The organism is Dermatophilaceae bacterium Soc4.6 (assembly GCA_039889245.1).
Lineage (GTDB): Bacteria > Actinomycetota > Actinomycetes > Actinomycetales > Dermatophilaceae > Lapillicoccus.
In genome coordinates, this window is sequence record JAZGVH010000002.1 from 165,975 (window position 1) to 189,739 (window position 23,765).

The following is a 23,765-nucleotide window of genomic DNA, read 5'->3' on the forward strand; positions in this document are numbered from 1 at the left end:
CCTGCTCCGACCCTAACCGGCGGCGGCGTCCAACTCACGCAACAACGTGGTCACGTCCGGGGAGCGGTCCATGATCTCTCCCACGTGGGCCTTGGTCCCGCGCAAGGGCTCCAGCATGGGCACCCGTTGCAGGGCATGACGACCGGGCACGTCGAAGATGACGGAGTCCCACGAGGCGGCGGCGATCTGGGGGGCGAACTTCTCGAGGCACTTGCCGCGGAACCAGGCTCGGGTGTCCTCCGGTGGCTCGGTCACCGCTCGGGCCACGGCAGCCGCGTCGACCAGGGTGGTCACCCGCCCCCGCTCCCGGAGCCGGTGGAACAGCCCCTTCTCGGGGCGCACGTCGCTCCACTGGATGTCGATGGCCCGCAGCCGCGGATCCGTCCACGCCAGCCCGTCGCGGTCCCGGTAGCTCTCGAGCAGGTTGAGCTTGGCCACCCAGTCGAGCTCTGCCCCGCAGGACGACGGGTCGGTCTCGAGCTTGGTCAGGACCTGCTCCCACAGCGTCATGACCTCCTCGGTGTCGGGATCCTCGAGCGGGTCGTGGCCTCGGTCGCGCAGGTAGGACTGGGCCGCCCCGAAGTACTCCCAGAGGACCTGCACCGCCGTCAGCGTGCGGCCGTCACGCAGGGTCGCGGTCGCGCGCAGGGTGGGGTCGTGGGAGATCGCGTGCAGGGTCGCGACCGGCTTGACCATCGTGAGGTCGAGCCCGACGCAGCCGTCCTCGACCATGGCCAGCACGAGCGAGGTCATCCCTGTCTTCAGGACGTTGGCGACGTCGCAGTGGTTGGCGTCGCCGATGATCACGTGCAGCCGCCGATAGAGCTCGGCCACGGCGTGGGGCTCGTCGCGCGTGTTGATGATGGGCCGCTTGAGCGTCGTCTCGAGACCCACCTCGACCTCGAAGAAGTCGGCCCGCTGGCTCAGCTGGAAGCCGGCCGTGCGGGAGTCCTGGCCGATGCCGACCCGGCCCGACCCGCAGACCGCCTGCCGCGCGACGAAGAAGGGGATCAGGTGCTTGACCACCTCGGCGAACGGGGTCTCGCGACGCATGAGGTAGTTCTCGTGGGTGCCGTAGGACGCGCCCTTGCCGTCGGTGTTGTTCTTGTACAGGTTGACCGCCGCCAGCCCCGGGGTCGCCGCGAGGCGTCGTACGGACTCGAGCATGACCATCTCGCCGGCGCGGTCCCACGTGACGATCCCGCGGGGGGTGGTGACCTCGGGCGAGGAGTACTCCGGGTGCGCGTGGTCGACATAGAGCCGTGCGCCGTTGGTGAGCACCACGTTGGCGAGCGTCGGGTCCTCGATGTCCGTCAGCTGGCTCGGGTCGGCCACCCCGCGCCCCATCTCGAAACCGCGGGCGTCGCGCAGCGGGGCCTCGTCGGCGTAGTCCCAGCCGGCCCGGCCGGAGCGCACGCCGTGCGAGCTGGCGTAGGCGTTGACGACCTGCCCCGACGCGATCATCGCGTTGGCTGTCGGGTCTCCCGCCACCGAGATGCCGTACTCCGTCTCGATCCCCATCACTCGACGCACCGTCATGCGCGTCACCCTACGTGCGGTGGGCGCAGCCCGTTGGAGAGGATGGGCGCATGTCACCGTCGACCAGCCCCCTCAGCGTCCTCCCCTGGCGCACCCGCCTCTTCGCCGCCCTCTACGACCGCACCGGAGCGCTCGACGTCGACGGCATGGACCTCGACCAGATCCGGGCCGCCCGGGGCCGGGTGGCCCCGATGGTGCCGCCGGCCACCTGGGTGACCGGGGCGATGCCCAAGGGGGTGCGGGTCACGTCCTCCCAGCTGGCCGCCCGAGACGGGCAGAGCATCCCGCTGCGGGTCTATCGTCCGGGTCACGGCGCTGGTCCGCTGCCCGTCATCGTCTTCTTCCACGGAGGCGGCTGGGTGCTGGGCAACGTGCGCGGGTACGACGCCCTCTGTGGCTTCCTCGCCGACTCCGTCGAGGCCCTCGTCGTCAGCGTCGACTACCGCATGGCGCCGGAGTTCGTCGCGCCGCAGGCCGCCTACGACTGCGTCGACGCCGTGCGCTGGACCGCGTCGGGGGTCGCCGCCCTCGGCGGTGATCCCAGCCGGATCGCCGTCAGCGGCGACTCCGCCGGGGGCAACCTCGCGGCCATCGTCTGCCAGGTCGTGCGTGACGAGGGCGGCCCCACCATCTCGCACCAGGCGCTGCTCTACCCCGGCGTCGACGGCACCCAGAGCTTCCCCTCGATGCTGGAGAACGCCCAGGCCCCCATCCTCACCAAGCGCCAGGTCGACTCCTTCCTCGCGACCTACACCGCCACGAGCGAGCTGCCACTCGACCACCCGCTGATCTCACCCCTGTGGGCCGACGACCTCACCGGCCTGCCCCCTGCCCTGGTGCAGACGGCTCAGCTCGACCCGCTGCGCGACGAGGGCATCGCGTATGCCGCGGCGCTGACCGCGGCGGGGGTCCCGGTGCGGGCCACCACCTATGTCGGGGCGCCGCACGGGTTCCACAGCTTCCCCGGGGCGACGCTCGTGGGGCCTCAGGCCCGCTCCGAGCTCGCCGCCGAGCTCCGGGCCCGCCTCCTGGTGGGAGACCGGGCGACCACCGGGCACTGACCGGGCCCCGAACCGCGATAGCCTGCAGGAACTTGCCGCGCCCCACGGAAGGTGGACCGTGCACGAGGTCGTCGTCTTCTCCGGAAACGCCCACCCGGCCCTCGCAGACCGGATCTGCGAGCACCTGGGGGTGACCCGGTCCCCGGTCGACATCAAGCGCTTCAGCAACGACTGCCTGCAGGCGCAGCTACTCGAGAACTGTCGCCAGCAGGACGTCTACATCGTGCAGCCCCTGGTGCCGCCCACGCAGGAGCACCTCATGGAGCTCCTGCTGATGATCGACGCCGCCCGCGGTGCGTCGGCGGCCCAGATCACCGTCGTGATGCCGCACTACGCCTACGCTCGATCCGACAAGAAGGACGCCCCCCGCATCTCGATCGGCGGTCGGCTGGTGGCCGACCTGCTCGTGACCGCTGGCGTCGACCGGGTGCTCACGATGGCGCTGCACGCACCTCAGGTGCACGGCTTCTTCTCGGTGCCGGTCGACCACCTCACGGCCATCGGCGTGCTCGCCGACCACTACCGGGGCGCCGACCTCAGCGACACGGTCGTCGTCTCCCCCGACCTCGGCAACGCCAAGACGGCAACGCAGTTCGCTCGCCTGCTGGGGCTCCCGGTCGCTGCCGGCAGCAAGCAGCGGCTGGCCGACGACAAGGTCGTGATCGACGCGATCGTCGGTGACGTCTCGGGCAAGCGGGCCATCGTGCTCGACGACGAGATCGCCACCGGCGGCTCGATCATCGAGCTGCTCGAGCGACTCAAGGACGAGGGGTGCACCGAGGCGTCGGTCGCCTGCACCCACGGCCTGTTCGCCGGCAAGGCGGTGGAGCGACTGCGAGACCACCCGATGATCACCGAGGTCGTGACGACCGACACCGTGCCTCCACCGACCGGCTGGCCTCAGCTGCGCATCCGCTCCACGGCCGAGCTCTTCGCCGAGGCCATCCAGCGCATCCACCTGGGCAAGTCGGTCTCGTCGCTCTTCGAGGGCGTCGACCCCACCCACGCCCCACCCCAGCCGAGGTTGCCCTTCTGATGTCCATGGTCTCCACCGGCCGCAGCGTCACCCCCGTCGCGGCTGCCGCCCTCGACGCGGTGATCGTCCTCGTCTTCGCCGCCATCGGCCGGGCCAGCCACGACGAGGGCAGTGCGGTGGTGGGGGTGCTGGTCGTCGCGTGGCCCTTCCTCGTCGGCGCTGCGGCGGGATGGGCGCTCTGGCGCTGGCGCTCGGGTCGGTGGCCGGTCGACGTGCGGCCGGGGCTGGTGGTCTGGGCGGGGACCCTCGTCGGGGGCATACTCCTGCGCGTCGTGACCGGGGCGGGCACGGCCTTCTCGTTCGTGGTCGTCGCCGCGCTCTTCCTCGCGCTGGGCCTCCTGGGCTGGCGGGCGCTGCTCCCGCGAGTGCTTCCCCGGCGCTGAGCAGCGCCCGCCCCGCACCCGGTTTCCAGCCGACCGGTCAGCAGCCTCGTGCCCGACCCGGTCTCGGTCGGTCGTCGGGCAGCCCGGCAGCCGGCCCGTGCCGACGGACCAGGTGCTGAAGCTGCTGAAGCCGGCGACGACGTCAGGGTCGCTGCGGATCTCGGACCCGGGCCCTCCGCTGTCGTGCCTCTTCATCCCCCCGTTCCAGCAGAACGGGCGTGGTCCCCCGCGACCTCTTCCACCGACCGCAGCATCAGAGGTACTGACCGGTGTTGGCGACGTTGGCGATCGAGCGTCCGGGCTCGGTGCCGTCCTTGGTGTTGATGAGGGTGCGGATGTAGACGATGCGCTCACCCTTCTTGCCGGAGATCCGGGCCCAGTCGTCGGGGTTGGTCGTGTTGGGCAGGTCCTCGTTCTCCTTGAACTCGTCGACGCAGGAGGCGAGGAGGTGCTCGACCCGGATGCCCTTCTGGCCGATGGTGAGGAAGTCCTTGATCGCCATCTTCTTGGCCCGGTCGACGATGTTCTGGATCATCGCGCCGGAGTTGAAGTCCTTGAAGTAGAGGACCTCCTTGTCACCACCGGCGTAGGTGACCTCGAGGAAGCGGTTCTCGTCGATCTCGGAGTACATCCGCTCGACGGTGGCCTGGATCATGCCCTCCACCGTGCCCTGTCGGCTGCCGTCGTTCTCGGCGAGGTCGTGCTCGTGCAGGGGCAGGTCGGCGGTGAGGTACTTGGTGAAGATGTCACGCGCGCTCTCGGCGTCGGGGCGCTCGATCTTGATCTTCACGTCGAGCCGGCCCGGGCGCAGGATGGCCGGGTCGATCATGTCCTCGCGGTTCGAGGCACCGATCACGATGACGTTCTCGAGTCGCTCGACACCGTCGATCTCCGAGAGCAGCTGCGGCACGATCGTGGTCTCGGTGTCGCTGGAGACGCCCGATCCCCGGGTGCGGAAGAGCGAGTCCATCTCGTCGAAGAAGACGACGACCGGGGTGCCGTCGCTCGCCTTCTCGCGCGCCCGCTGGAAGATCAGGCGGATGTGCCGCTCGGTCTCGCCGACGTACTTGTTGAGCAGCTCAGGGCCCTTGATGTTGAGGAAGTAGCTCTTCTCCGAGGCCTGGCCCGTGCGCTCGGCGACCTTGCGGGCCAACGACGCCGCGACCGCCTTGGCGATCAGCGTCTTGCCGCAGCCCGGCGGGCCGTAGAGCAGGATGCCCTTCGGCGGCTTGAGCTGGTGCTCCTTGAACAGGTCGGGGTGCAGGTAGGGCAGCTCGACGGCGTCACGGATCTGCTCGATCTGACCGGCAAGACCGCCGATGTCCTCGTAGGCGATGTCAGGGACCTCTTCGAGCACGAGATCCTGGACCTCCGCCTTCGGGATGCGCTCGTAGACGAAGCCCGATCGGGTGTCGAGCATCAGCGCGTCGCCGACGCGCACCGTCTCACCCTGCACCTCCAGCGACTCGGCCCGGCGCACGATGCGCTCCTCGTCACCGTGGGCGACCACGAGGATGCGGTCGTCGTCGAGGACGTCCTTGACGGTGACGACCTCGCCCACGCGCTCGAAGCCGCAGGTGGCCACGACGTTGAGTGCCTCGTTGAGCATCACCTCGCGCCCGGGGTTGAGGGTCGCGGGGTCGACGGTGGGGCTGACCGCGACCCGCATCTTGCGGCCCGACGAGAGGATGTCGACGGTCGCGTCGTCATACGACTCGAGGATCAGGGCGTAGGCGCTCGGAGGCTGCGCGAGCCGGTCGACCTCTGACTTCAGCGTGATGATCTGCTCACGCGCCTCCTTGAGCGTGCGCACGAGACGCTCGTTCTGGCTCGAGAGCGTCGACAGCGACGTCTGGAGCTGGCTGACGCGGCTCTCCAGGTCACGCGAGCGGGACGGGCCGGAGCTCAGGGTGTCGCGCAGGTCGCGCACCTCGTCCCTCAGCTGGTCGCGCTGCCGCTCGAGCTCGCGCGGCTCGGCGGCCGCGGCCACCTCTGGGACCGGGGTGGACCGGTCGTCGCCGGGCTGGGATAGGTCGGACATCAGCGCCTCCTGACAGGGGCGGAGCAGGGACCTTTATGACCCTAACCGGACCGACCCCTCACCCGTCGGAGGTTTCGGTCACAGATCGGCGCACGCGTCGGATCTTCTTCTCCGACACCGGACGCTCCCCCAGCGCCTCAGGGCTCCACTCCAGCGCAGGGACGGCCCTCAGGTCGGTGCCGACCCCGTCGAGCGAAGGGCCCGACGTGTCGGCGACGTCACTCGGGGCCGTCTCACCGTCGACCGGGGTGTAGCCCTTGGCCGGTCGGCGGGTGCGTCGCGGCGGAGTCACGCCGGGCGCCAGGCGGCGCGTCGTGATCAGGAAGCCCGTGTGACCGTGCATGCGGTGCTGGGGTCGCACCGCGAGGCCTTCGAGGTGCCATCCACGCACCAGCGTCTCCCAGGCCGAGGGCTCGGTGTAGCCCCCGTGGTCGCGGATCGCCTCGGCGACCCGGCTCAGCTGGGTGGCGGTCGCCACGTAGCAGATCAGGACGCCGCCGGCGACCATCGCGTCGCCGAGCACGTCGAGGCACTCCCAGGGAGCCAGCATGTCGAGGACGACCCGGTCGACGCTCCCGCTGGCGACGACGCCTGGCAGGGACTCGACGAGGTCTCCCACCTCGACCTGCCAGGCCGGGTGGTCGGCACCGAAGAAGGCCCGTGCGTTGCCCCGCGCGATGTCGGCGAAGTCCTCGCGACGCTCGAACGAGATCAGTCGACCGCTCTCCCCCACGGCCCGCAGGAGCGACATGCTGAGGGCCCCCGACCCGACCCCGGCCTCGACCACGGTGGCGCCGGGGAAGATGTCGGCCATCGTCACGATCTGCCCGTGGTCCTTGGGGTAGACCACCGCCGCCCCGCGGGGCATCGACATCACGTAGTCGGCCAGGAGCGGCCGCAGACAGAGGTACTCGATCCCGGCGGTGTTGGCGACCACCGACCCGTCGGGGCAGCCGATGACCGCGTCGTGCAGGAGCCGACCGTGGTGGGTGTGGAACTCACGACCCTCCTCGAGGGTGATCGTGTGGAGCCGTCCCTTGCTGTCGGTGAGCTGGACCCTGTCACCCACGGCGAAGGGCCCGCGCAGCACGCGCAGAGGGGTCTCGTGTGTCTGGTCCGAAGCGGTCACGATGGAGCAGTCTAGGCTCGGCGCGGCCAGGCGACCGCGATGACGGCACGGGGCTGTCCTCGCTCACCGGGGTGGGTCACGACACTCCGGGGGGCGGAGGTTGAGTCATGGCTGTGGTCACGGGCTCTGTCGGCTGCTGACGCCTTGGTCGGCGACCAGCCCGAGGCGGTCCGGGCGGGCTCTGTCGTCCGCCGGCAACTCGACGTCACCTGAGCGCGGTGCCCCTAGGCTGACGGTCGTGCCCAGACCCGTCGATCTCGTTGATGTGGCGCGGGTACGCTCGCACGGCCCTCGACGAGCTGGAGCGGCTGCTCTTCCCGTCGTCGTGACCGCGTCGTCGTGACACTCCTCATCGCCGCGACAGCTTCTGGGCCTCGACCTCGTAGCGGCTGAGGGCCACCGCTCCCGCGCGGTAGAACCGCCGCCGCAGGGCTCCGGCGACCTCGGCGCTGTCGCCCACCTTCAGGCGCAGCGCCACCCGCCGCGTCGAGGCGCTCCAGCAGGCGACGTCGATGGTGTCGACCGCGACCGTGGGACGGTCCGGGTCGGCCCGCTTGGTCAGCTCTCGCGGCACGACCAGCCGCAGGGAGACCAGCACGTCACCGCTGGGCATGACCCGCTCCTCGGGCCCGCCGGAGACCCGCCCGACCAACCGCACCTCGTTGACCGCGGGGACCGACTCTGTGGACCGGGTCTGCATCTGGAGCCTCTTCCTGTCGTTTCTCGTCGTCGGGCCCACCGCCGGCCCGCCGCCAGCATCGACCGACCCGCTCGCGGAGGCCAGCAGCCCGGCCCGAGCCTGTGGACGACCCCCCGGGACCTGGGGGCTGTGGACGACCCGGGTCGCGTGCGGCCGGTCGCGATCAGGTCGCGATCCGGTCGCGGTCAGGTGCGCTCAGGCGCCGCTGGTGCGCAGGGCGGTGTCGAGGTCGTCCATGGTGACGGACCCCAGGGGCCGTCCCTGCTGGTCGAGCACCAGCACGACCGGGGGGACCGCCGATCCGGCGACCGAGGCACCGGCCACGGCGTCGACGATGGCGGACACGTCCCCGTGCGGGTCGCCCGCGACCACCCACCCCTGCGGCTGCAGAGCGGTGACGGCGCTGGTCGGCAGTCCACGGGCGACGCTGTGCGGGTCAGCCGAGCGAGCCGCCTCCCGGTCGACCAGCCCGACGGGCCGCCCGGACCGGTCCCAGACGACGACGAGACCAGCGAACCCGGACATCCGGGCCAGGACCTGCGCCAGGGGCTCGTCACCCGAGACCCCGGCGACCGGGCGCAGGACCTGGGCGAGCGGGACCCGCTCGACGGCGCGACCGCCCGCGCCGGAACGGATCGCGTTGCTGGCCCCGACCCACAGGAAGGCCCCGATCAGCCCCGTCCAGACGATCCCGTAGAGAGAGGGCGTCCGCCCCTGCAGCAGGGGTCGACCCACGACCAGCGCCACGAGGACGGCGGTCAGGATCCGGCCGAGCCACCCCGCCACGATGAGTCCGGTGTGCCGGCTGCCGGTCACCTTCCACACGAGGGCGTCGACGACGTACCCTCCGTCGAGGGGCAGGCCGGGCAGCAGGTTGAACACCCCGACGAGCACGTTGGCGTAGGTGACGGCGGCGAGCAGCAGGCTGGTCACGCCGCCACCGGGCACGACCAGCAGCATGGCGTAGGCCGCACCGGCGAGGGCGAGGTTGGCCGCCGGACCCGCCACGGCGATGGCCGCGCTGCGCCCGGGCCGCGACAGCCCGCCGTCGTAGACGGTGTGACCACCCCAGAGGTCGGCCACGACGCGGTCGACGCGGTGCCCGAGCCGCGCCGCCACCACGGCGTGGGCCGCCTCGTGGGCGAGCACCGAGAGCAGCAACAGCAGGGCGTAGGCGACGCCCACGACATACCCGAAGGTGCCACCGCGCTCGCCCGTCGAGGGATCGACCACGCCCGGGGCGAAGAGCACGACGACCACGACCGCGATGATCGGCCACGACCGCCCGAGGTAGACCGGGACCCCCTTCAGGGTGGCGAGGCGCCAGCCGTACGGGGACGCGGACTGGCCTGCGCTCATGTCCTCGACCCTACGTCACCGACCCTGCGAGGGCGGTGGCTGCGCTGTGGGTGCCCTGTGCCTGGTCTCGCCCGGGAGTGGCCACGGTGCGCCCGGGCAGCGGACGGGAACAGGCCCCTCGCCGTCCCGGTTGACCCGTCATACTGGGCGGGTCGATCCCGACGCGCACCAGCCCACCTGAGACAGGACCGCACACCCATCGTGACTGCCAGCCAGACCATCCAGGACCTACGACCCGACGCGACCGAGGACCTGAGCGCGCTCCTGCGCACCCGGATCCTCGTCCTCGACGGGGCGATGGGCACGATGATCCAGCGCTACGAGCTGTCCGAGGAGGACTACCGGGGGGAGCGCTTTGCTGACTGGCCGAGCGACGTCAAGGGCAACAACGACCTGCTGACCCTCACCCAGCCCGACATCATCCGCACCATCCACCGGCAGTATCTCGAGGCCGGCGCCGACGTGCTCGAGACCAACACCTTCAACGCCAACAAGATCTCGATGCTCGACTACGGCATGGAGTCACTGGCCTACGAGCTCAACGTCGAGGCCGCCCGGCTCGCGCGGGCCGAGGCCGACGCCATGAGCACCCCCGACCGGCCGCGCTACGTCGCCGGCGCGCTCGGCCCGACCAACCGCACCGCCTCGATCTCACCCGACGTCAACGACCCCGGCAAGCGCAACGTCGAGTTCGACCAGCTCGTCGACGCCTATCTCGAGTCCGCCCGTGGGCTGGTCGACGGCGGCGCCGACCTGCTGGTCATCGAGACCGTCTTCGACACCCTCAACGCGAAGGCTGCGATCTTCGCGGTCGAGACGCTCTTCGAGCAGCACGCGCGGCGCTGGCCGGTCATCATCTCCGGCACGATCACCGACGCGTCGGGTCGCACCCTCTCGGGCCAGGTGACCGAGGCCTTCTGGAACTCCGTCCGCCATGCTCGCCCCCTCGCCGTCGGGCTCAACTGCGCCCTCGGCGCCGAGGAGATGCGCCCCTACGTCGCCGAGCTGTCACGCGTCGCCGACACCTTCGTCTCGTGCTACCCCAACGCCGGCCTGCCCAACGCCTTCGGCGAGTACGACGAGACCCCTGAGCAGATGGCCAAGGTGGTCGGGGCGTTCGCCGCGGACGGGCTGGTCAACTTCCTCGGGGGGTGCTGCGGCACCTCGCCGGAGCACATCGCCGCGATCGCCGCGGTGGCCGCCGTGGGCGTGCCGCGCGAGCCGGCCCACGTGCCGACCGCGCTGCGCCTGTCGGGGCTCGAGCCCCTCACCGTGCTGCCCGACTCGCTCTTCCTCAACGTCGGTGAGCGCACCAACATCACCGGCTCGGCGCGTTTCCGCCGGCTGATCAAGGACGAGGACTACCCCACCGCCCTCAACGTCGCCCGCCAGCAGGTCGAGGCCGGCGCGCAGGTCATCGACATCAACATGGACGAGGGGATGATCGACGGCGTCGCCGCGATGGATCGCTTCGTCAAGCTCGTTGCCGGTGAGCCCGACATCTCACGGGTGCCGATCATGGTCGACTCCAGCAAGTGGGAGGTGATCGAGGCCGGCCTGAAGTGCGTGCAGGGCAAGCCGATCGTCAACTCGATCTCGATGAAGGAGGGCGTCGAGCCCTTTCTCGAGCACGCCCGCCTCTGCCGCAAGTACGGCGCCGCGGTCGTCGTGATGGCCTTCGACGAGGAGGGTCAGGCCGACACGCTCGAGCGGCGCAAGACCATCTGCCGTCGGGCCTACGACCTGCTGGTCGACGAGGTCGGCTTCCCGGCCGAGGACATCATCTTCGACCCCAACGTCTTCGCTGTCGCCACCGGCATCGAGGAGCACCGCAACTACGGCGTCGACTTCATCGAGGGCACGCGCTGGGTCAAGGAGAACCTGCCCGGCGCGCTGGTCTCCGGCGGCGTCTCCAACGTGTCGTTCTCCTTCCGGGGCAACAACGCCGTGCGCGAGGCGATCCACGCGGTCTTCCTCTACCACGCGATCTCCGCCGGGATGGACATGGGCATCGTCAACGCCGGCGCCCTCGTGGTCTACGACCAGGTCGACCCCGACCTGCGCGAGCGCATCGAGGACGTCGTGCTCAACCGCCGCGACGACGCGGCCGACCGGCTGCTGGAGGTCGCCGACCGCTTCAACACCGGCGACACCAAGCAGGAGGCCGTAGCGCAGGAGTGGCGCTCGCTGCCGGTGGGCGAGCGGATCACCTACGCCCTGGTCAAGGGCATCGACGAGCATGCCGAGACCGACACCGAGGAGCTGCGGGCCGAGATCTCCGCCCGCGGGGGCCGGCCGATCGAGGTCATCGAGGGCCCGCTGATGGACGGCATGAACGTCGTCGGCGACCTCTTCGGACAGGGCAAGATGTTCCTCCCCCAGGTGGTCAAGAGCGCCCGGGTCATGAAGAAGGCCGTCGCCTACCTCATCCCCTTCATCGAGGCCGAGAAGCGGCCGGGTGACGTCGAGAGGGCCAAGGGCAAGATCGTCATGGCGACCGTCAAGGGCGACGTGCACGACATCGGCAAGAACATCGTCGGCGTCGTGTTGCAGTGCAACAACTACGACGTCGTCGACCTCGGGGTCATGGTGCCCGCCCAGAAGATCATCGACGCCGCGAAGGCCGAGAAGGCCGACATCATCGGGCTCTCCGGTCTGATCACGCCCTCGCTCGACGAGATGGTCAACTTCGCGTCCGAGATGGAGCGCCAGGGTCTCGACATCCCGCTGATGATCGGTGGGGCGACGACGTCGAAGGCGCACACAGCCGTCAAGGTCACCCCGAAGTACCACGGTCCCGTGATCTGGGTGAAGGACGCGTCGCGCTCGGTGCCCGTCGCCGCCGCTCTGCTGTCCGACGAGCAGAAGCCCCAGCTCCTGGCCGACACCAAGGCCGACTACGACGGCGTCCGAGCCCGTCACGAGGCCAAGCACGGTGAACGAAAGCTGTTGTCGCTGGCTGCGGCTCGCGCCAACTCGACCCCGCTCGACTGGAGCGCCTACCGTCCGCCGCGCCCGCGCTTCCTCGCCCAGCAGGCGAAGGACGTCTGCCACGGCCCGAGCTGCGACCACCGTCACGACGTCGCCCGGCAGTTCGTGCGCACCTACTCGAGGTACTCCCTCGAGGAGCTGCGCCGTTACATCGACTGGACACCGTTCTTCAGCGCGTGGGAGATGAAGGGCCGCTATCCGGACATCCTCAACAACCCCGCGTCCGGCGAGGCGGCGCGCAGGCTCTTCGAGGACGCGAACGCCATGCTCGACCGCATCGTCGACGAGGACTGGCTGACCGCCACGGGCGCCGTAGGGCTCTTCCCGGCCAACGGCGTCGGTGACGACGTCGAGGTCTACACCGACGAGACCCGCACGCAGGTGCTCACGACGCTGCGCGGGCTGCGCCAGCAGGGGCAGCACCGTGACGGCATACCCAACCGGGCGATGAGCGACTTCGTGGCGCCGAAGGCGACGGGACTGGCCGACTACGTCGGGGGCTTTGCCGTGACGGCCGGCCTGGGCAGCGAGGGCCGGGTCGCCGAGTTCAGGACGAACCTCGACGACTACAACGCGATCCTGCTGGAGTCGCTCGCCGACCGGCTGGCCGAGGCGTTCGCCGAGCGGATGCACGAGAAGGTGCGCAAGGAGACGTGGGGCTACTCCCCCGACGAGCACCTCGACGGTGACGCGCTCATCAAGGAGCAGTACGCCGGGATCCGGCCGGCGCCGGGCTACCCCGCGTGCCCCGACCACACGGAGAAGCTCACGCTCTGGTCGCTGCTCGACGCCGAGGCCCGCACCGGGATCACGCTGACCGAGAGCATGGCCATGTGGCCGGGCGCCTCGGTGAGCGGCTGGTACTTCGGCCACCCCCAGTCGCAGTACTTCGTCGTGGGTCGGCTGGGCCGCGACCAGGTCGAGGACTACGCGGCCCGCAAGGGCTGGACCCTCGCCGAGGCGGAGAAGTGGCTGTCCCCCAACCTCGGGTACCAGCCCGAGGACTAGGTCGGGGGGCTACATTCGGAGGTCAGAGGACCGACGACCGGGAGGACGACCATGGCGGACTGGCGCGCGGAGCAGCGCGTGAAGGAGTCGCTGCGCACGAGCACGCCGATGTCGGCCGCCGACCGGAGGGTCGCGCAGGGCATCGTCGACCGCACGGACCGACAGCGCTACGTGTGGGGCGTCTGGGTGGCGGTGGGTGTGGTGCTCGCCGTCGCGGGGCTCGTGCTCGGCCACGATTGGTGGCTGGCCCTGCCGGGCGTGGCGCTCGTCGTCGTCGGCGGCGTCTGGTGGCTGCTGGTCACCCGCCGGCCGCTGCAGCAGGCGGCGAGGACCGGGATCGTGCCGCGGCGGGTGCGGAACCGGGGCAAGCGCGAGGCGGTCCGCAGCGCCTGACCCGCGCCCTCCACACCGGCCGGGGCTGGCGGGCAGAGCCGTCGTCGCTGTCGTCGGGCTCCTCCCCGTGCACGAGGGGCGACAGTGCCGACGGGTCTCACCCGGCGGTGGACCACCTGGGTCTACCTCGCCCCGTCGCCCTCGTGCTGCCCTACGCTGTCGTGACCCGGCGGCGGCGACGCGTGAGCCCGCCCGACCTCTGCCCCAGCGCCTGGTCGGGGGCCACGCGACCTGGGGATCGAGGCGGTGTCGGGGTCGCGGCATACAGTCGCTCGTGTGACCACGACCGAGCTGCCGCCGCCCGTGCGCGGGCCGCTGCCCGGGCGGTCGGCAGCCCTGTCCCCCAGCCGGGCCTCCGACTTCATGCAGTGCCCCCTGCTCTACCGCTTCAGGGTCGTCGACCGGCTGCCTTCGCTGCCCTCGCCCGCGGCCGCCCGGGGCACCCTGGTGCACGCGGTGCTCGAGCGCCTCTTCGACCTGCCGGCGCACGAGCGCACCCCCGAGGCCGCGACCAGGCTGGTCGAGCCCCAGTGGGCGGCGCTGGTCGAGCAGGAGCCAGCCCTGGCGACGATGCTCGAGGACGACGAGCAGCGCACGCAGACATCGTGGTTCGCCGAGGCGACAGCGCTGGTGCAGACGTGGTTCACCCTAGAGGACCCGCAGCGGCTCGAGCCGCGCGACCGCGAGCTCTACGTCGAGGTGCCCGTCGACGGACTGATCCTGCGGGGCATCATCGACCGGCTCGACGTCGCACCCGACGGGGCCATCCGCGTCGTCGACTACAAGACGGGGCGGTCACCCGGCGAGCAGTTCGAGCGGAAGGCCCTCTTCCAGATGCGCTTCTACGCCCTGGTGCTGTGGCGGCTCCACGGGGTCATCCCCGCGGTGCTCCAGCTGGTCTACCTGGGTGACCAGGCGATCCTGCGCTACTCCCCCGACGAGCACGACCTGCGCGCGACCGAGCGCACGGTGCACGCCGTCTGGGACGCGATCCGGGCGGCCGACGAGACGGGCGACTGGCGTCCATCGCGCTCGAGAGCCTGCTCGTGGTGCGACTACAAGGCCCTCTGCCCCGAGTGGGGCGGCACCCCACCTCCGCTGCCGGAGCGGGACGGGCTCGGCTCCGGTGACCCCGTGGCTCAGCCCTGACGCACCGCTGCGTCGAGCAGCGGCAGCAGGTCGTGCGGCGTCAGACCCGCCAGAGTCGGCAGCTGCACCACGCCCGCGATGCGCGGCACCGGCACCACGTGGGGGACCGCGATCGTCGGCACCCCGGCAGCAGCGGCTGACCGGACGCCGGCCGGGGAGTCCTCGATCGCGACGCAGTCGGCCGCCTCGAGCCCCAGCTCGCGCAGGGCGGTGAGGTAGGGCTCGGGGTGGGGCTTGCCGTTGACCACCGCGTCACCGGGCACGACGACGTCGAAGGAGTCGGCGGGCAGCACCTGGAGGAGGAGGTCGGTGAAGGGTCTCCACGACATCGTCACGAGGGCCGTCGACACGCCGACGGCGCGGCAGGCCGCCAGCAGCTCGGGAGCCCCGGGGCGCCACGGCACCTCCTGCTCGACCCGGGCCATGACCCCCCGCATCAGGCGATCGACCACCTCGGCCACCGTCAGGGTGACCGGCGAGTGGTCGAGGATGTACTGCGCCGACACCTCGAGCGGGTTGCCCACCAGGGCATGGGCCTGCTCGTCCGACCAGGTGCCGCCGTAGGCCTCTACCAGCGCGTGCTCCTCGGCGATCCAGTAGGGCTCGCTGTCGATCAGCGTGCCGTCCATGTCCCACAGCACGGCCGCCGGGAGCGCTCGGGGCTGCCCCGGCCGGGAGTCCGGCCCGTCGACGGTGTGAGGGGCGCTGTCGGTCGGGGCGGGCGAGGTCACGAGGCCAAGTCTAAGGAGGGGCGGAGCCCCACCCCACGGCGCGTCATAGGGTGGGGTCTCCCGGGAGACCGGGCCGACCCCCCACCCCTCGCTCCCGGAAGGAGGCCCCGTGCTCGAGCTCGAGGACGTCCCCCCACTGAACGACCCGATCCTCATCGCGGCCTTCGAGGGCTGGAACGACGCCGGCGAGGCGGCCACCGCGGCGATCAGGCACCTGGCCGAGGTCTGGGATGCCGAGCCGATCGCCTCCCTCGACCCGGAGGAGTACTACGACTTCCAGGTCAACCGCCCGCGGGTGCTGACCGTCGACGGTCGCCGACGCATCCAGTGGCCGACGACGCGCCTCATGCTCGCCCGCAACACCGCCTTCGGGCGCGACGTCGTGCTGGTCGAGGGCATCGAGCCCTCCACCCGCTGGCGGTCCTTCACCGTCGAGCTGCTGGAGTACGCGCAGGAGCTCGGCGTCACGTCGGTCGTCACGCTCGGGGCCCTGCTCGCCGACGTGCCCCACACCCGGCCGATCCCGGTCACCGCCACGGCGGACGACGAGCAGGTGCGGGCCCGCTTCGACGCCGAGGCGAGCAAGTACGAGGGCCCCACGGGCATCGTGGGGGTGCTGAGCGACGCCGCCGGTCAGGCCGGTCTCACCGCGCTCACGTGCTGGGCCGCCGTCCCCCACTACGCCGGTGGGTCCCCGTCGCCCAAGGCCACGCTCGGCCTGCTGACGCGGCTCGAGACCGTGCTCAACGTGTCCATCCCCCTGGGTGACCTGCCCGAGGCGTCGAAGGCCTGGGAGCGCGGGGTCAACGAGCTCGCCGAGTCGGACGACGAGGTCGCCGAATACGTCCAGTCGCTCGAGGAGCAGACCGACACGGCCGACCTGCCCGAGGCCAGCGGCGACGCGATCGCCCGCGAGTTCGAGCGCTACCTGCGCCGGCGGGGAGACGCCAGCCCCCCCTCCGGCTGACCGACGACGACCGCGCGGTCGTCGCCCTCAGACCCTGATGCCGAGGAGGGCGTCGAGGGCACGGGCGAGCACGCCCGGGGCCCCGTGGTCGCTGCCGCCCTGCTCGAGCGCCGCAGTGGCCCAGTCGTCGACCGCCGCCAGCGCGCCCGCCGTGTCGAGATCGTCGGCGACCCGCTCACGCAGCCGCTCGACGACCGCCGCGGACGACGGACCGCCGTCGGTGGAGAGCGCCTCGCGCCACCGCGCGAGGCGGGTCTGCGCGGTGGTGAGCACCTCGTCGCTCCAGTCCCACGACGTGCGGTAGTGGTGGGCGAGCAGGCCGAGACGGATGGCCATCGGGTCGACCCCGTCGCGACGCAGCTGCGACACGAGCACGAGGTTGCCCTTCGACTTGCTCATCTTGGCCCCGTCGAGGCCCACCATGGCCTGGTGGACGTAGGTGCGCGCGAACGGCGTCTCGCCCCGCAGGGCCTCGCCGTGCAGCGCGCTCATCTCGTGGTGCGGGAAGATCAGGTCGTCACCGCCGCCTTGCAGGTCGAAGGGCATGCCGAGGTGGGTCAGGGCGATCGTGGTGCACTCGATGTGCCAGCCGGGCCGGCCGGCACCGAGCGAGCCACCGTCCCACGCCGGCTCGTCCTCGCGGGTGGCGCGCCACACCAGCGGGTCGAGGGCGTCTCGCTTGCCCTCGCGCTCCGGGTCCCCGCCGCGCTCGGCGAAGACCGAGAGCATCGCGTCCCGGCTCAGGTGGCCCACCTCGCCGAAGCGCTGCTGCGCCGTCGCGTCGAAGTACCAGTCCAGCCGCGGCTCCCCGCCCTCGCCGACCGGCACCGGCACCCCGTATGCCGATCCGCTGGCCACCAGCTTCTCCACCGCCGTGACGATCTCGGGGACGCTCTCGACGGCGCCGACGTAGTGGTCGGGGGCGATGACCTGAAGGGCGGTCATGTCCTCGCGGAAGAGCGCGGTCTCGCGCTGGCCGAGGGACTCCCAGCTCACACCGTCGCGCAGCGCGCGCTCGAAGAGCGGGTCGTCGACGTCGGTGACGTTCTGCACGTAGGTGACCCGGTGCCCGGCGTCGCGCAGGACGCGACCGACCAGGTCGAAGGTGACGTAGGTCGCGGCGTGACCCATGTGGGTGGCGTCGTACGGCGTGATGCCACAGACGTAGATGCGCGCGTGCCCGTCGGCGGGGGTGACCTCGCGCTCCTCGCCGGAGGCGGTGTCGTGGATCCTCAGCGGACGACCCGATCCGGGGACAGCAGGGATGGAGGGCGAGGGCCAGGCGATCACCTGCAGAGCCTAGTTCCTGTGGCGGCGCGGCACTGTCAGGGCCCTCGCCACCGCGACCCGCACCGGCCCACGGCGGGTCAGAGCGCCGGCCAGGGAATGGCCGGCCACCCTCCGCGGGGGCTGGGGTGGCGCCCCGAGCGCAGCATCGTGCGAATGCGGCGCACCAGGGCGGTCACGTCGACGGCGGGCAGCAGCCCCACCATCACGCTCATCAGCTCGGACTCCCCGTCGAGCAGACCCTGGAGCCGGGTGAGCCGCTCGACGTCGACCTCACGCAGCGGCTCACCGGCCCAGCCCCACAGGACCGTGCGCAGCTTGGGCTCAGCGCTGAAGGTCAGCCCGTGGTCGTAGCCCCAGAGCCGGCCACCGGGATCGCGGATCAGGTGCGACCCCTTGCGGTCGGCGTTGTTGACGACGGCGTCGAGCACGGCCACGTCACGCACGTCGTCCCTGTCCTCGTGCACGATGCTGACGGGCGCACCCTCCATCTCGCCGTCCACCACGCTCAGCCAGCCCTGCGGCACCCGCTTGGGCGGGCAGACGTCCACCGGTCGGGGGTCGGGCTCGAGGCCGAAGGGGTCGCCGATCCACAGCTGCACCGACCCCTGTCCGAGGGGCCCGTCTCGCAGCACGGTCGGGGGCACGACGCCCCAGCCGCCGGCGTGCGAGATCTCGAAGGTCGCCACCTCGCGTCCGGCCAGGGTGCCGTCGGGGAAGTCCCACAGCGGTCGCTCCCCCCGCACGGGCTTGTAGATGCCGTAGACCGGCCCACCGGTCAGCGTCTCGACGTCCTTCGTGTCACCGACCTGCACCAGCAGCGCGACGTTGGACGAGTCGCTGATCCGACCCACGACCTCGAGCTCGCCTGCGCGCAGCGCCGCCAGCACGGGCTCGACCTCGGCTGGAGAGTGCGGTCCGTTCACGAGCGAGAGCTCAGCGCTTGTAGCCGTTGGCGCGGGGGCACACGTGACCACTCGCGTCGAGGGGGCTCCCGCAGAAGGGGCACGGCGGGCGCCCGGCCGTGACGAGGGCGGTGGCCCGCTTGGCGAACGCCCTCGCCTGCGCCGGTGAGAGCACCACGCGCACGGCCAGCCGGTGCGGGGCCGCCTCGGCCTCCTCGCTGACCTGCGCCTCGGGGCTCTCGGTGGGGTCGGAGTCGAAGGCCTCGATGACCACGACCTCGCGGGCCGGGTCCCAGGCCAACGACATGGTCGAGATGCGGAACTCGTCCTCGATCGGCGTGCTCAGGGGCTCGAGGTCCTCCGGGCCGGTCGGGTCGGCGGGCACGGTCGTGAACTGGTCGAGCAGGTCTCCGACCTTGTCGGCGAGGATCGCCACCTGCTCCTTCTCGCACGAGAGGGAGACCAGTCGGCGGCCCTCGGACGCCTGGAGGAAGAAGGTGCGCTGACCGGGGGGGCCGACGGTGCCGACGACGAACCGGCTCGGCGGGTCGAAGTCGTGAACCGGCATACGACGACCCTAACGGACCGGCTCGGTGGTGGCGCCTGCGCCGCCCCCGACCGCGGCGTCGCCGTCGTCGTCCTGCTCGTCCGGGCCCTCTGCAGCCGTCTCACCCGGCTTCGGCGGGGGCGGCACCACCGAGCTGAGGTCGCCACCGGTGTCGTTGCTGCGCAACAGGAACGGGCGCTTGGAGGTGTACCGCACGATGGAGACGGACGCAGGATCGACCTGGATGCGCTGGAACTGGTCGAGGTGCGAGCCGGCCGCGTCGGCGAGGATCGCCTTGATGACGTCGCCGTGCGACACCGCCACCCAGATGGCGTCCTTGCCGTGCTCGTCGAGCACCTGGGCGTCGACTTCGCGGATGGCCGCGAGGGCCCGCGACTGCATCCCGGCCATCGTCTCGCCGGGGAAGTCGTCGCCGTCGGGGAAGCGCACGGCCGACGGCTGGTCCTGCACGGTGCGCCACAGCGGCTCCTTGAGCAGGTCACCCAGCTTGCGTCCGGTCCAGGCGCCGTAGCGGCACTCCCCCAGCCGGTCGTCCGTGCCGATCTCGACGCCCGGTGCCGCGGCCGCGACGATGGACGTGGCCGTCTCCTGGCACCGCTGCAGCGGTGAGGCGACGATGCGCACGATCGGCACACCTCCTGCGGCCATGCGCTCGCCCACGCGCTGCGCCTGCCCCTGACCGTGCTCGTCGAGCCCGATCCCCGGGGTCCAGCCGGCAAGGGTTCCGGAAGCGTTGGCGGCGGTGCGCCCGTGGCGCACGAGCAGGACGATAGGCACCACTCAACTCTAGGTGGGACCGTCTAGGCTCACGGTCACCGGGGTATGGAGCCCTGTGCAGTGGTCCGACCGATCGGGCTGCCCTAGGTCGAAGGAGTGTCTCGTGGAGTGGTGGGGCTGGCTCATCGTGGTCGTCGGGGTGATCGTCATCCTGGTCGGGCTCTTCGTCGGACTGCAGGCGCGACGGCGCCGCGGCGGGGTCATCGTCAACCCGGCCGCCGGGACCGGCTCCGATGCCGGCCAGGGACCGGGCGACGCAGGGGCAGGGGGCCCGGCATGAGTCGCCTGATGCGCACCTCCGAGATCGCGAAACGTCCCGTCGTGACCCACGCCGGTGAGGACGTCGCGCAGGTCAAGGACATCGTCTTCGCAGCCAACGGCGGTCGGGTCGGCGGATTCACCCTCGCCGGTCGCGGGCTGTTCTCCGGCCCCAAGAAGGAGGCTCTCGCCTGGGAGTCGGTCGGCTCCCTCGGGGCGGACGCCGTGATGATCGAGTCGGACGAGGTGCTCGAGCCCTTCCAGAGCGTGCTCGACAAGTCAGCGAGCTCGGGTGGCTCGGGCGGCGACGTGCTCGGGTCGAAGGTGCTGACCGACGCCGGCACCGACCTCGGGGTGGTCGTCGACGTCGTCGTCGAGGTCGACGACGAGGCGCACCGGTGCGAGGTCATCGGCTACGAGATCGAGGCGTCCGAGGCCCTCGAGACCAAGGGCACGAAGGTGCTCATCCCCCTGCCGGCCACGCTGTCGGCCTCCAAGGAGTTCCTCATGGTCCCCGACAGTGCCCGCAACTTCGTCGGTCGCGACCTGGCGGGCTTCGGCGCCTCGGTCGCCGCCTTCCGAGCCCAGCTCGAAGGGGGCGAGGCCTGATGTTGTTCTCCGTCGCCAAGGGCCACAAGGTCGTCTCCACCGACACCGCCGAGCAGGTCGGCAAGATCAAGGACGTCGTCGTCGACCCGGCCACCCACAGCGTGGTGGCCCTGCTGCTGAAGAAGGCCGACAACGGCTCGATCCTGAAGTGGTCGGACCTGACCGGCTTCGGCTCCGACGCCGCGACGGTCACCTCGGCCGCGCTGGTGGTCGAGGCCGACGACCAGGTCGACGCGCTGCGTGGCAAGGACCACGAGGTGCTCGGCAAGCGGGTGCTCGACACCCGCGGCGACGACCTCGGCACGGTCAAGGACCTCGACATCGACCCCACGACGGGGGCGATCACGTCGATCGTGCTCGAGCGCCGGTCGGTGCCCGGGCCGATGCTCGTGGGGGTCGGCTCCTATGCCGTGGTGGTCGCGCACGCCACCACGTCCTGAGCCCCGCCGACCGACCACCACCGAGGACGTGATGACACACCGGCTCGCGACGATCGGCGATGCCGCGAGGTCGCGGCTGTGGCCCCTGCCCGTGCTCGCCATCGCGCTCGCCCTCATCCTGGGGGTGCTGCTGCCCGCCGTCGACACCCGGCTCGACGGCCCGGGCACCGGTGACCCGGGCGGGCTCCAGTCCCTGATCTTCGGCGGCGACGCTGACGCCGCTCGGACCGTCCTGTCGGCCGTCGCCGGCTCGCTGATCACCGTCACCTCGCTCACGTTCTCGCTGACCGTGGTGACCCTCCAGCTGGCCAGCAGCCAGTTCTCACCGCGGCTGCTGCGCACCTTCACCGGCGACCTCTTCGTCCAGGGCACGCTGGGGGTCTTCCTGTCCACCTTCACCTACTCGCTCGTGGTCCTGCGCCGGGTGCGCACCTCGCACGGCGCCTCCTCCGAGTTCGTCCCCCGGCTCTCCGTCTCGTTCTCCTTCCTCCTCGGTGTGGCCAGCGTGGTCATGCTCGTGCTCTTCCTGGCCCACCTGACGGGTCAGATCCGACCCGAGACGATGCTGCGAGACGTCCACTCCGACGCCCGGTCCGTGCTGGAGGGCATCCGGAGTCGCCAGGCAGGTGCGCAGGCCCCTCGCCGGATCCCCGTCGAGCGACTGCCGCAGGTACCCCCCGAAGCGCGCAGGCTCCTCGCCCCGCAGTCAGGCTTCATCACCAGCATCGACACCTCGGTCCTGCTGCGTCGCTGCACCGAGGTCGGCCTCGTGTGCCTCGTCGAGCGACCCATCGGTCGATCGGTCGTCGAGGGCACCCCCATCGGCTGGGTGTGGGCATCGAGCGCTCCGGCGCCCAGCGACCTGGAGGCGATCGCCACAGCCCTGGCGTCCGACGGCGTGCAGACCGGTTACGAGCGCACCGCCGTCGACGACATCGGCTACGGCCTGCGTCAGCTCACCGACGTAGCGGCCAAGGCCCTGTCCCCCGGGATCAACGACCCCACCACGGCGGTCCACGCCCTCGGCCACATCTCGGCGCTGCTGTGCGAGCTGTCCAGCCTCGACCTCGACCCCGTCGTCGCCCACGACGACGACGGCATCCTGCGCACCGTGCTCCTGCAGGAGTCCTTCGCGAGGCTCGTCGACGAGGCCCTCACCCAGCTGCGCCGGTATGGCGCCGGCGACCCCCAGGTGATGTCGCGCCTGGCCCAGCTCCTCGACGAGATCGCCTACCGGTGCGCACCCGGCCAGCGTGAGGTCGTGCGCGGTCAGGTCGGCCGGCTGCGCGCGACGGTCGCCGCCCAGGACTTCGACGACACCGAGCGGGCCCAGCTCGAGCTCGCCCTGGCGGGTGTCGGACACATCCTCGACGCCCGCGGAGGGGCCAATGGTGGTGGACTGACCACGTGATCGTCGACCAGGCCATCTACCGGGACGGTGTGCGGCAACCGTGCAGCGACCTGAGCGACTCGCTCGCGATGCTGCGCTACGACCACACCGGCTTCCTCTGGATCGGGTTGAAGGACCCGACCGATGCCGAGTTCGACGTCGTCAACGACGAGCTCAAGCTGCACCCGCTCGCGGTCGAGGACGCAGTGCGCGGCAACCAGCGGGCCAAGATCGAGCACTATGACGACAGCCTCCTCATCGTCCTCAAGACCCTGCGATACGTCGAGGCGACCTCTGACGTCGAGACCGGCGAGGTCATGGTCTTCCTCGGCGACCGCTTCGTCGTCACCGTGCGGCGTGGTGAGGCCAACCCGCTGCAGGAGGTGCGCCACCGGCTCGAGCTCTCTGAGGAGCACCTCGCCCTCGGGCCGGCCTCGGTGCTGCACGCGGTCATGGACTCCGTCGTCGACAACTACATCCGGGTCGACGGCGAGATCCTCATCGACCTCGAGGAGATCGAGCGCTCGGTCTTCGGCGGCTCCCGCGACGTCGACGCGACGGCCATCTACCGGCTCAAGCGCGAGGTGCTCGAGATCCGTCGCGCGACGGGCCCGCTGGCCGAGGCGATGACCCGGCTGTTCCAGCCGCCGCACAGGACCCTCCTCGAGGCCGACGACCACGAGACCCTCGCGTTCTTCCGCGACGTGCAGGATCACCTGCTGCGCGTGAACGACCACGTCGAGTCGTACGACCGCTTGCTCACCGACATCCTCAGTGCGCACCTGGCCCAGATCTCGGTGCAGCAGAACGACGACATGCGCCGCATCTCGGCCTGGGTCGCGATCGCGGCCGTGCCGACGATGATCGCCGGCATCTACGGCATGAACTTCCACTACATCCCCGAGCCCCAGGCCTCGCTGCGGGTCGAGGGCCGCGAGGTCTACTACGGCTACTTCGTCATCCTGCTCGTGATGCTCTCCTCCTGCCTCGGGCTCTACCGCGCGTTCAAGCGGTCACGCTGGTTGTAGCCTGCCCTCACCGACC

General features: G+C 71.2%; 22 protein-coding genes. 12 read left to right on the forward strand and 10 right to left on the reverse strand.

The features are described 5' to 3' along the window. Nucleotides 1–12: 12 nt before the first annotated feature. Nucleotides 13–1,539: a depupylase/deamidase Dop gene (gene dop / locus V3N99_00840; GenBank protein ID MEO3935282.1), complete on the reverse strand. Its 1,527-nt coding sequence runs from the start codon at nucleotides 1,537–1,539 to the stop codon at nucleotides 13–15. A 50-nt stretch (nucleotides 1,540–1,589) separates the two neighbouring features. Between dop and V3N99_00845 the strand changes: the two genes are divergently transcribed. The 3 genes from V3N99_00845 to V3N99_00855 are packed head-to-tail and all read left to right on the forward strand — an operon-like array spanning nucleotide 1,590 to nucleotide 4,019. Beyond that, nucleotides 1,590–2,600, forward strand: coding sequence for an alpha/beta hydrolase (locus V3N99_00845; protein MEO3935283.1), 1,011 nt, complete (start codon nucleotides 1,590–1,592; stop codon nucleotides 2,598–2,600). Between the two features lie 58 nt (nucleotides 2,601–2,658). Next, nucleotides 2,659–3,636, forward strand: a complete 978-nt coding sequence (locus V3N99_00850; protein ID MEO3935284.1) for a ribose-phosphate pyrophosphokinase — start codon at nucleotides 2,659–2,661, stop codon at nucleotides 3,634–3,636. Beyond that, on the forward strand, nucleotides 3,636–4,019 hold the full coding sequence (locus V3N99_00855; GenBank protein ID MEO3935285.1) for a DUF3054 domain-containing protein: 384 nt from the start codon (nucleotides 3,636–3,638) through the stop codon (nucleotides 4,017–4,019). Before V3N99_00850 ends, V3N99_00855 begins: the two co-directional genes overlap by 1 nt. Nucleotides 4,020–4,272: 253 nt before the next feature. Here V3N99_00855 and arc read toward each other — a convergent pair whose 3' ends face one another. The 4 genes from arc to V3N99_00875 all read right to left on the reverse strand — a co-directional run bounded on the left by arc (nucleotide 4,273) and on the right by V3N99_00875 (nucleotide 9,248). Further along, nucleotides 4,273–6,060, reverse strand: a complete 1,788-nt coding sequence (gene arc / locus V3N99_00860) for a proteasome ATPase (GenBank protein ID MEO3935286.1) — start codon at nucleotides 6,058–6,060, stop codon at nucleotides 4,273–4,275. Between the two features lie 58 nt (nucleotides 6,061–6,118). After that, nucleotides 6,119–7,189, reverse strand: a complete 1,071-nt coding sequence (locus V3N99_00865) for a tRNA (adenine-N1)-methyltransferase (protein ID MEO3935287.1) — start codon at nucleotides 7,187–7,189, stop codon at nucleotides 6,119–6,121. A gap of 349 nt (nucleotides 7,190–7,538) precedes the next feature. Next, nucleotides 7,539–7,889, reverse strand: coding sequence for a single-stranded DNA-binding protein (locus V3N99_00870; protein ID MEO3935288.1), 351 nt, complete (start codon nucleotides 7,887–7,889; stop codon nucleotides 7,539–7,541). Between the two features lie 195 nt (nucleotides 7,890–8,084). Next, nucleotides 8,085–9,248, reverse strand: a complete 1,164-nt coding sequence (locus V3N99_00875; GenBank protein ID MEO3935289.1) for a site-2 protease family protein — start codon at nucleotides 9,246–9,248, stop codon at nucleotides 8,085–8,087. Nucleotides 9,249–9,545: 297 nt separating this feature from the next. Here V3N99_00875 and metH point away from each other — a divergent pair, with 297 nt between their 5' ends. The 3 genes from metH (at nucleotide 9,546) to V3N99_00890 (ending at nucleotide 14,789) form a co-directional block, all read left to right on the forward strand. Further along, entirely contained in the window at nucleotides 9,546–13,247 is a 3,702-nt protein-coding gene (metH, locus tag V3N99_00880; protein ID MEO3935290.1) for a methionine synthase, read from the forward strand. Between the two features lie 51 nt (nucleotides 13,248–13,298). Next, the gene (locus tag V3N99_00885; protein MEO3935291.1) at nucleotides 13,299–13,640 is read left to right on the forward strand and encodes a hypothetical protein; all 342 of its coding nucleotides are present in this window, start codon (nucleotides 13,299–13,301) and stop codon (nucleotides 13,638–13,640) included. Between the two features lie 276 nt (nucleotides 13,641–13,916). Then, a complete protein-coding gene (locus V3N99_00890) occupies nucleotides 13,917–14,789 on the forward strand; it encodes a PD-(D/E)XK nuclease family protein (protein MEO3935292.1) in 873 nt (290 codons plus the stop codon). Here V3N99_00890 and V3N99_00895 read toward each other — a convergent pair. Further along, a complete protein-coding gene (locus tag V3N99_00895; protein MEO3935293.1) occupies nucleotides 14,780–15,520 on the reverse strand; it encodes an HAD family hydrolase in 741 nt (246 codons plus the stop codon). The two genes, V3N99_00890 and V3N99_00895, sit on opposite strands and share 10 nt — an antisense overlap. A 109-nt stretch (nucleotides 15,521–15,629) precedes the next feature. Here V3N99_00895 and V3N99_00900 point away from each other — a divergent pair, with 109 nt between their 5' ends. After that, nucleotides 15,630–16,487, forward strand: coding sequence for a PAC2 family protein (locus V3N99_00900; GenBank protein MEO3935294.1), 858 nt, complete (start codon nucleotides 15,630–15,632; stop codon nucleotides 16,485–16,487). Nucleotides 16,488–16,514: 27 nt separating this feature from the next. Here V3N99_00900 and mshC read toward each other — a convergent pair whose 3' ends face one another. The 4 genes from mshC to V3N99_00920 form a co-directional block, all read right to left on the reverse strand. Continuing rightward, nucleotides 16,515–17,777 carry a cysteine--1-D-myo-inosityl 2-amino-2-deoxy-alpha-D-glucopyranoside ligase gene (gene mshC, locus V3N99_00905; protein ID MEO3935295.1) on the reverse strand — a complete coding sequence of 421 codons (1,263 nt, stop codon included), beginning with the start codon at nucleotides 17,775–17,777 and terminating at the stop codon, nucleotides 16,515–16,517. A gap of 77 nt (nucleotides 17,778–17,854) precedes the next feature. Next, the gene (locus V3N99_00910; protein ID MEO3935296.1) at nucleotides 17,855–18,700 is read right to left on the reverse strand and encodes an SCO1664 family protein; all 846 of its coding nucleotides are present in this window, start codon (nucleotides 18,698–18,700) and stop codon (nucleotides 17,855–17,857) included. Nucleotides 18,701–18,710: 10 nt separating this feature from the next. Further along, nucleotides 18,711–19,247 (reverse strand): DUF3090 domain-containing protein, encoded by a 537-nt coding sequence (locus tag V3N99_00915; GenBank protein ID MEO3935297.1) that lies wholly within the window; start codon nucleotides 19,245–19,247, stop codon nucleotides 18,711–18,713. Nucleotides 19,248–19,256: 9 nt separating this feature from the next. Next, nucleotides 19,257–20,024: a histidine phosphatase family protein gene (locus tag V3N99_00920; GenBank protein MEO3935298.1), complete on the reverse strand. Its 768-nt coding sequence runs from the start codon at nucleotides 20,022–20,024 to the stop codon at nucleotides 19,257–19,259. Nucleotides 20,025–20,127: 103 nt separating this feature from the next. On the opposite strand from V3N99_00920, the gene V3N99_00925 reads away from it, so the two are divergent. From V3N99_00925 to V3N99_00945, 5 genes are read left to right on the forward strand one after another with little or no spacing between them, the layout of a single operon-like run. Further along, a complete protein-coding gene (locus V3N99_00925) occupies nucleotides 20,128–20,304 on the forward strand; it encodes a hypothetical protein (protein ID MEO3935299.1) in 177 nt (58 codons plus the stop codon). Continuing rightward, nucleotides 20,301–20,891, forward strand: a complete 591-nt coding sequence (locus V3N99_00930) for a PRC-barrel domain-containing protein (GenBank protein MEO3935300.1) — start codon at nucleotides 20,301–20,303, stop codon at nucleotides 20,889–20,891. The genes V3N99_00925 and V3N99_00930 overlap by 4 nt, the downstream gene beginning before the upstream one ends. Further along, nucleotides 20,891–21,331, forward strand: a complete 441-nt coding sequence (locus V3N99_00935; protein ID MEO3935301.1) for a PRC-barrel domain-containing protein — start codon at nucleotides 20,891–20,893, stop codon at nucleotides 21,329–21,331. Before V3N99_00930 ends, V3N99_00935 begins: the two co-directional genes overlap by 1 nt. Before the next feature lie 31 nt (nucleotides 21,332–21,362). Next, the gene (locus V3N99_00940; protein ID MEO3935302.1) at nucleotides 21,363–22,742 is read left to right on the forward strand and encodes a DUF2254 domain-containing protein; all 1,380 of its coding nucleotides are present in this window, start codon (nucleotides 21,363–21,365) and stop codon (nucleotides 22,740–22,742) included. Then, nucleotides 22,739–23,749 carry a magnesium and cobalt transport protein CorA gene (locus V3N99_00945; protein ID MEO3935303.1) on the forward strand — a complete coding sequence of 337 codons (1,011 nt, stop codon included), beginning with the start codon at nucleotides 22,739–22,741 and terminating at the stop codon, nucleotides 23,747–23,749. The genes V3N99_00940 and V3N99_00945 overlap by 4 nt, the downstream gene beginning before the upstream one ends. Nucleotides 23,750–23,765 lie beyond the last annotated feature (16 nt).

What these genes read in the sequence shown, in the direction of transcription:
- metH (MEO3935290.1), top strand. Translation starts at nt 9,546, where the DNA reads ATGGGCACGATGATCCAGCGCTACGAGCTGTCCGAGGAGGACTACCGG.
- V3N99_00930 (MEO3935300.1), top strand. Translation starts at nt 20,301, where the DNA reads ATGAGTCGCCTGATGCGCACCTCCGAGATCGCGAAACGTCCCGTCGTG.
- V3N99_00845 (MEO3935283.1), top strand. Translation starts at nt 1,590, where the DNA reads ATGTCACCGTCGACCAGCCCCCTCAGCGTCCTCCCCTGGCGCACCCGC.
- dop (MEO3935282.1), bottom strand. Translation starts at nt 1,539, where the DNA reads ATGACGGTGCGTCGAGTGATGGGGATCGAGACGGAGTACGGCATCTCG.
- V3N99_00935 (MEO3935301.1), top strand. Translation starts at nt 20,891, where the DNA reads ATGTTGTTCTCCGTCGCCAAGGGCCACAAGGTCGTCTCCACCGACACC.
- V3N99_00870 (MEO3935288.1), bottom strand. Translation starts at nt 7,889, where the DNA reads ATGCAGACCCGGTCCACAGAGTCGGTCCCCGCGGTCAACGAGGTGCGG.
- V3N99_00915 (MEO3935297.1), bottom strand. Translation starts at nt 19,247, where the DNA reads ATGCCGGTTCACGACTTCGACCCGCCGAGCCGGTTCGTCGTCGGCACC.
- V3N99_00885 (MEO3935291.1), top strand. Translation starts at nt 13,299, where the DNA reads ATGGCGGACTGGCGCGCGGAGCAGCGCGTGAAGGAGTCGCTGCGCACG.
- V3N99_00875 (MEO3935289.1), bottom strand. Translation starts at nt 9,248, where the DNA reads ATGAGCGCAGGCCAGTCCGCGTCCCCGTACGGCTGGCGCCTCGCCACC.
- V3N99_00855 (MEO3935285.1), top strand. Translation starts at nt 3,636, where the DNA reads ATGTCCATGGTCTCCACCGGCCGCAGCGTCACCCCCGTCGCGGCTGCC.
- arc (MEO3935286.1), bottom strand. Translation starts at nt 6,060, where the DNA reads ATGTCCGACCTATCCCAGCCCGGCGACGACCGGTCCACCCCGGTCCCA.
- V3N99_00940 (MEO3935302.1), top strand. Translation starts at nt 21,363, where the DNA reads ATGACACACCGGCTCGCGACGATCGGCGATGCCGCGAGGTCGCGGCTG.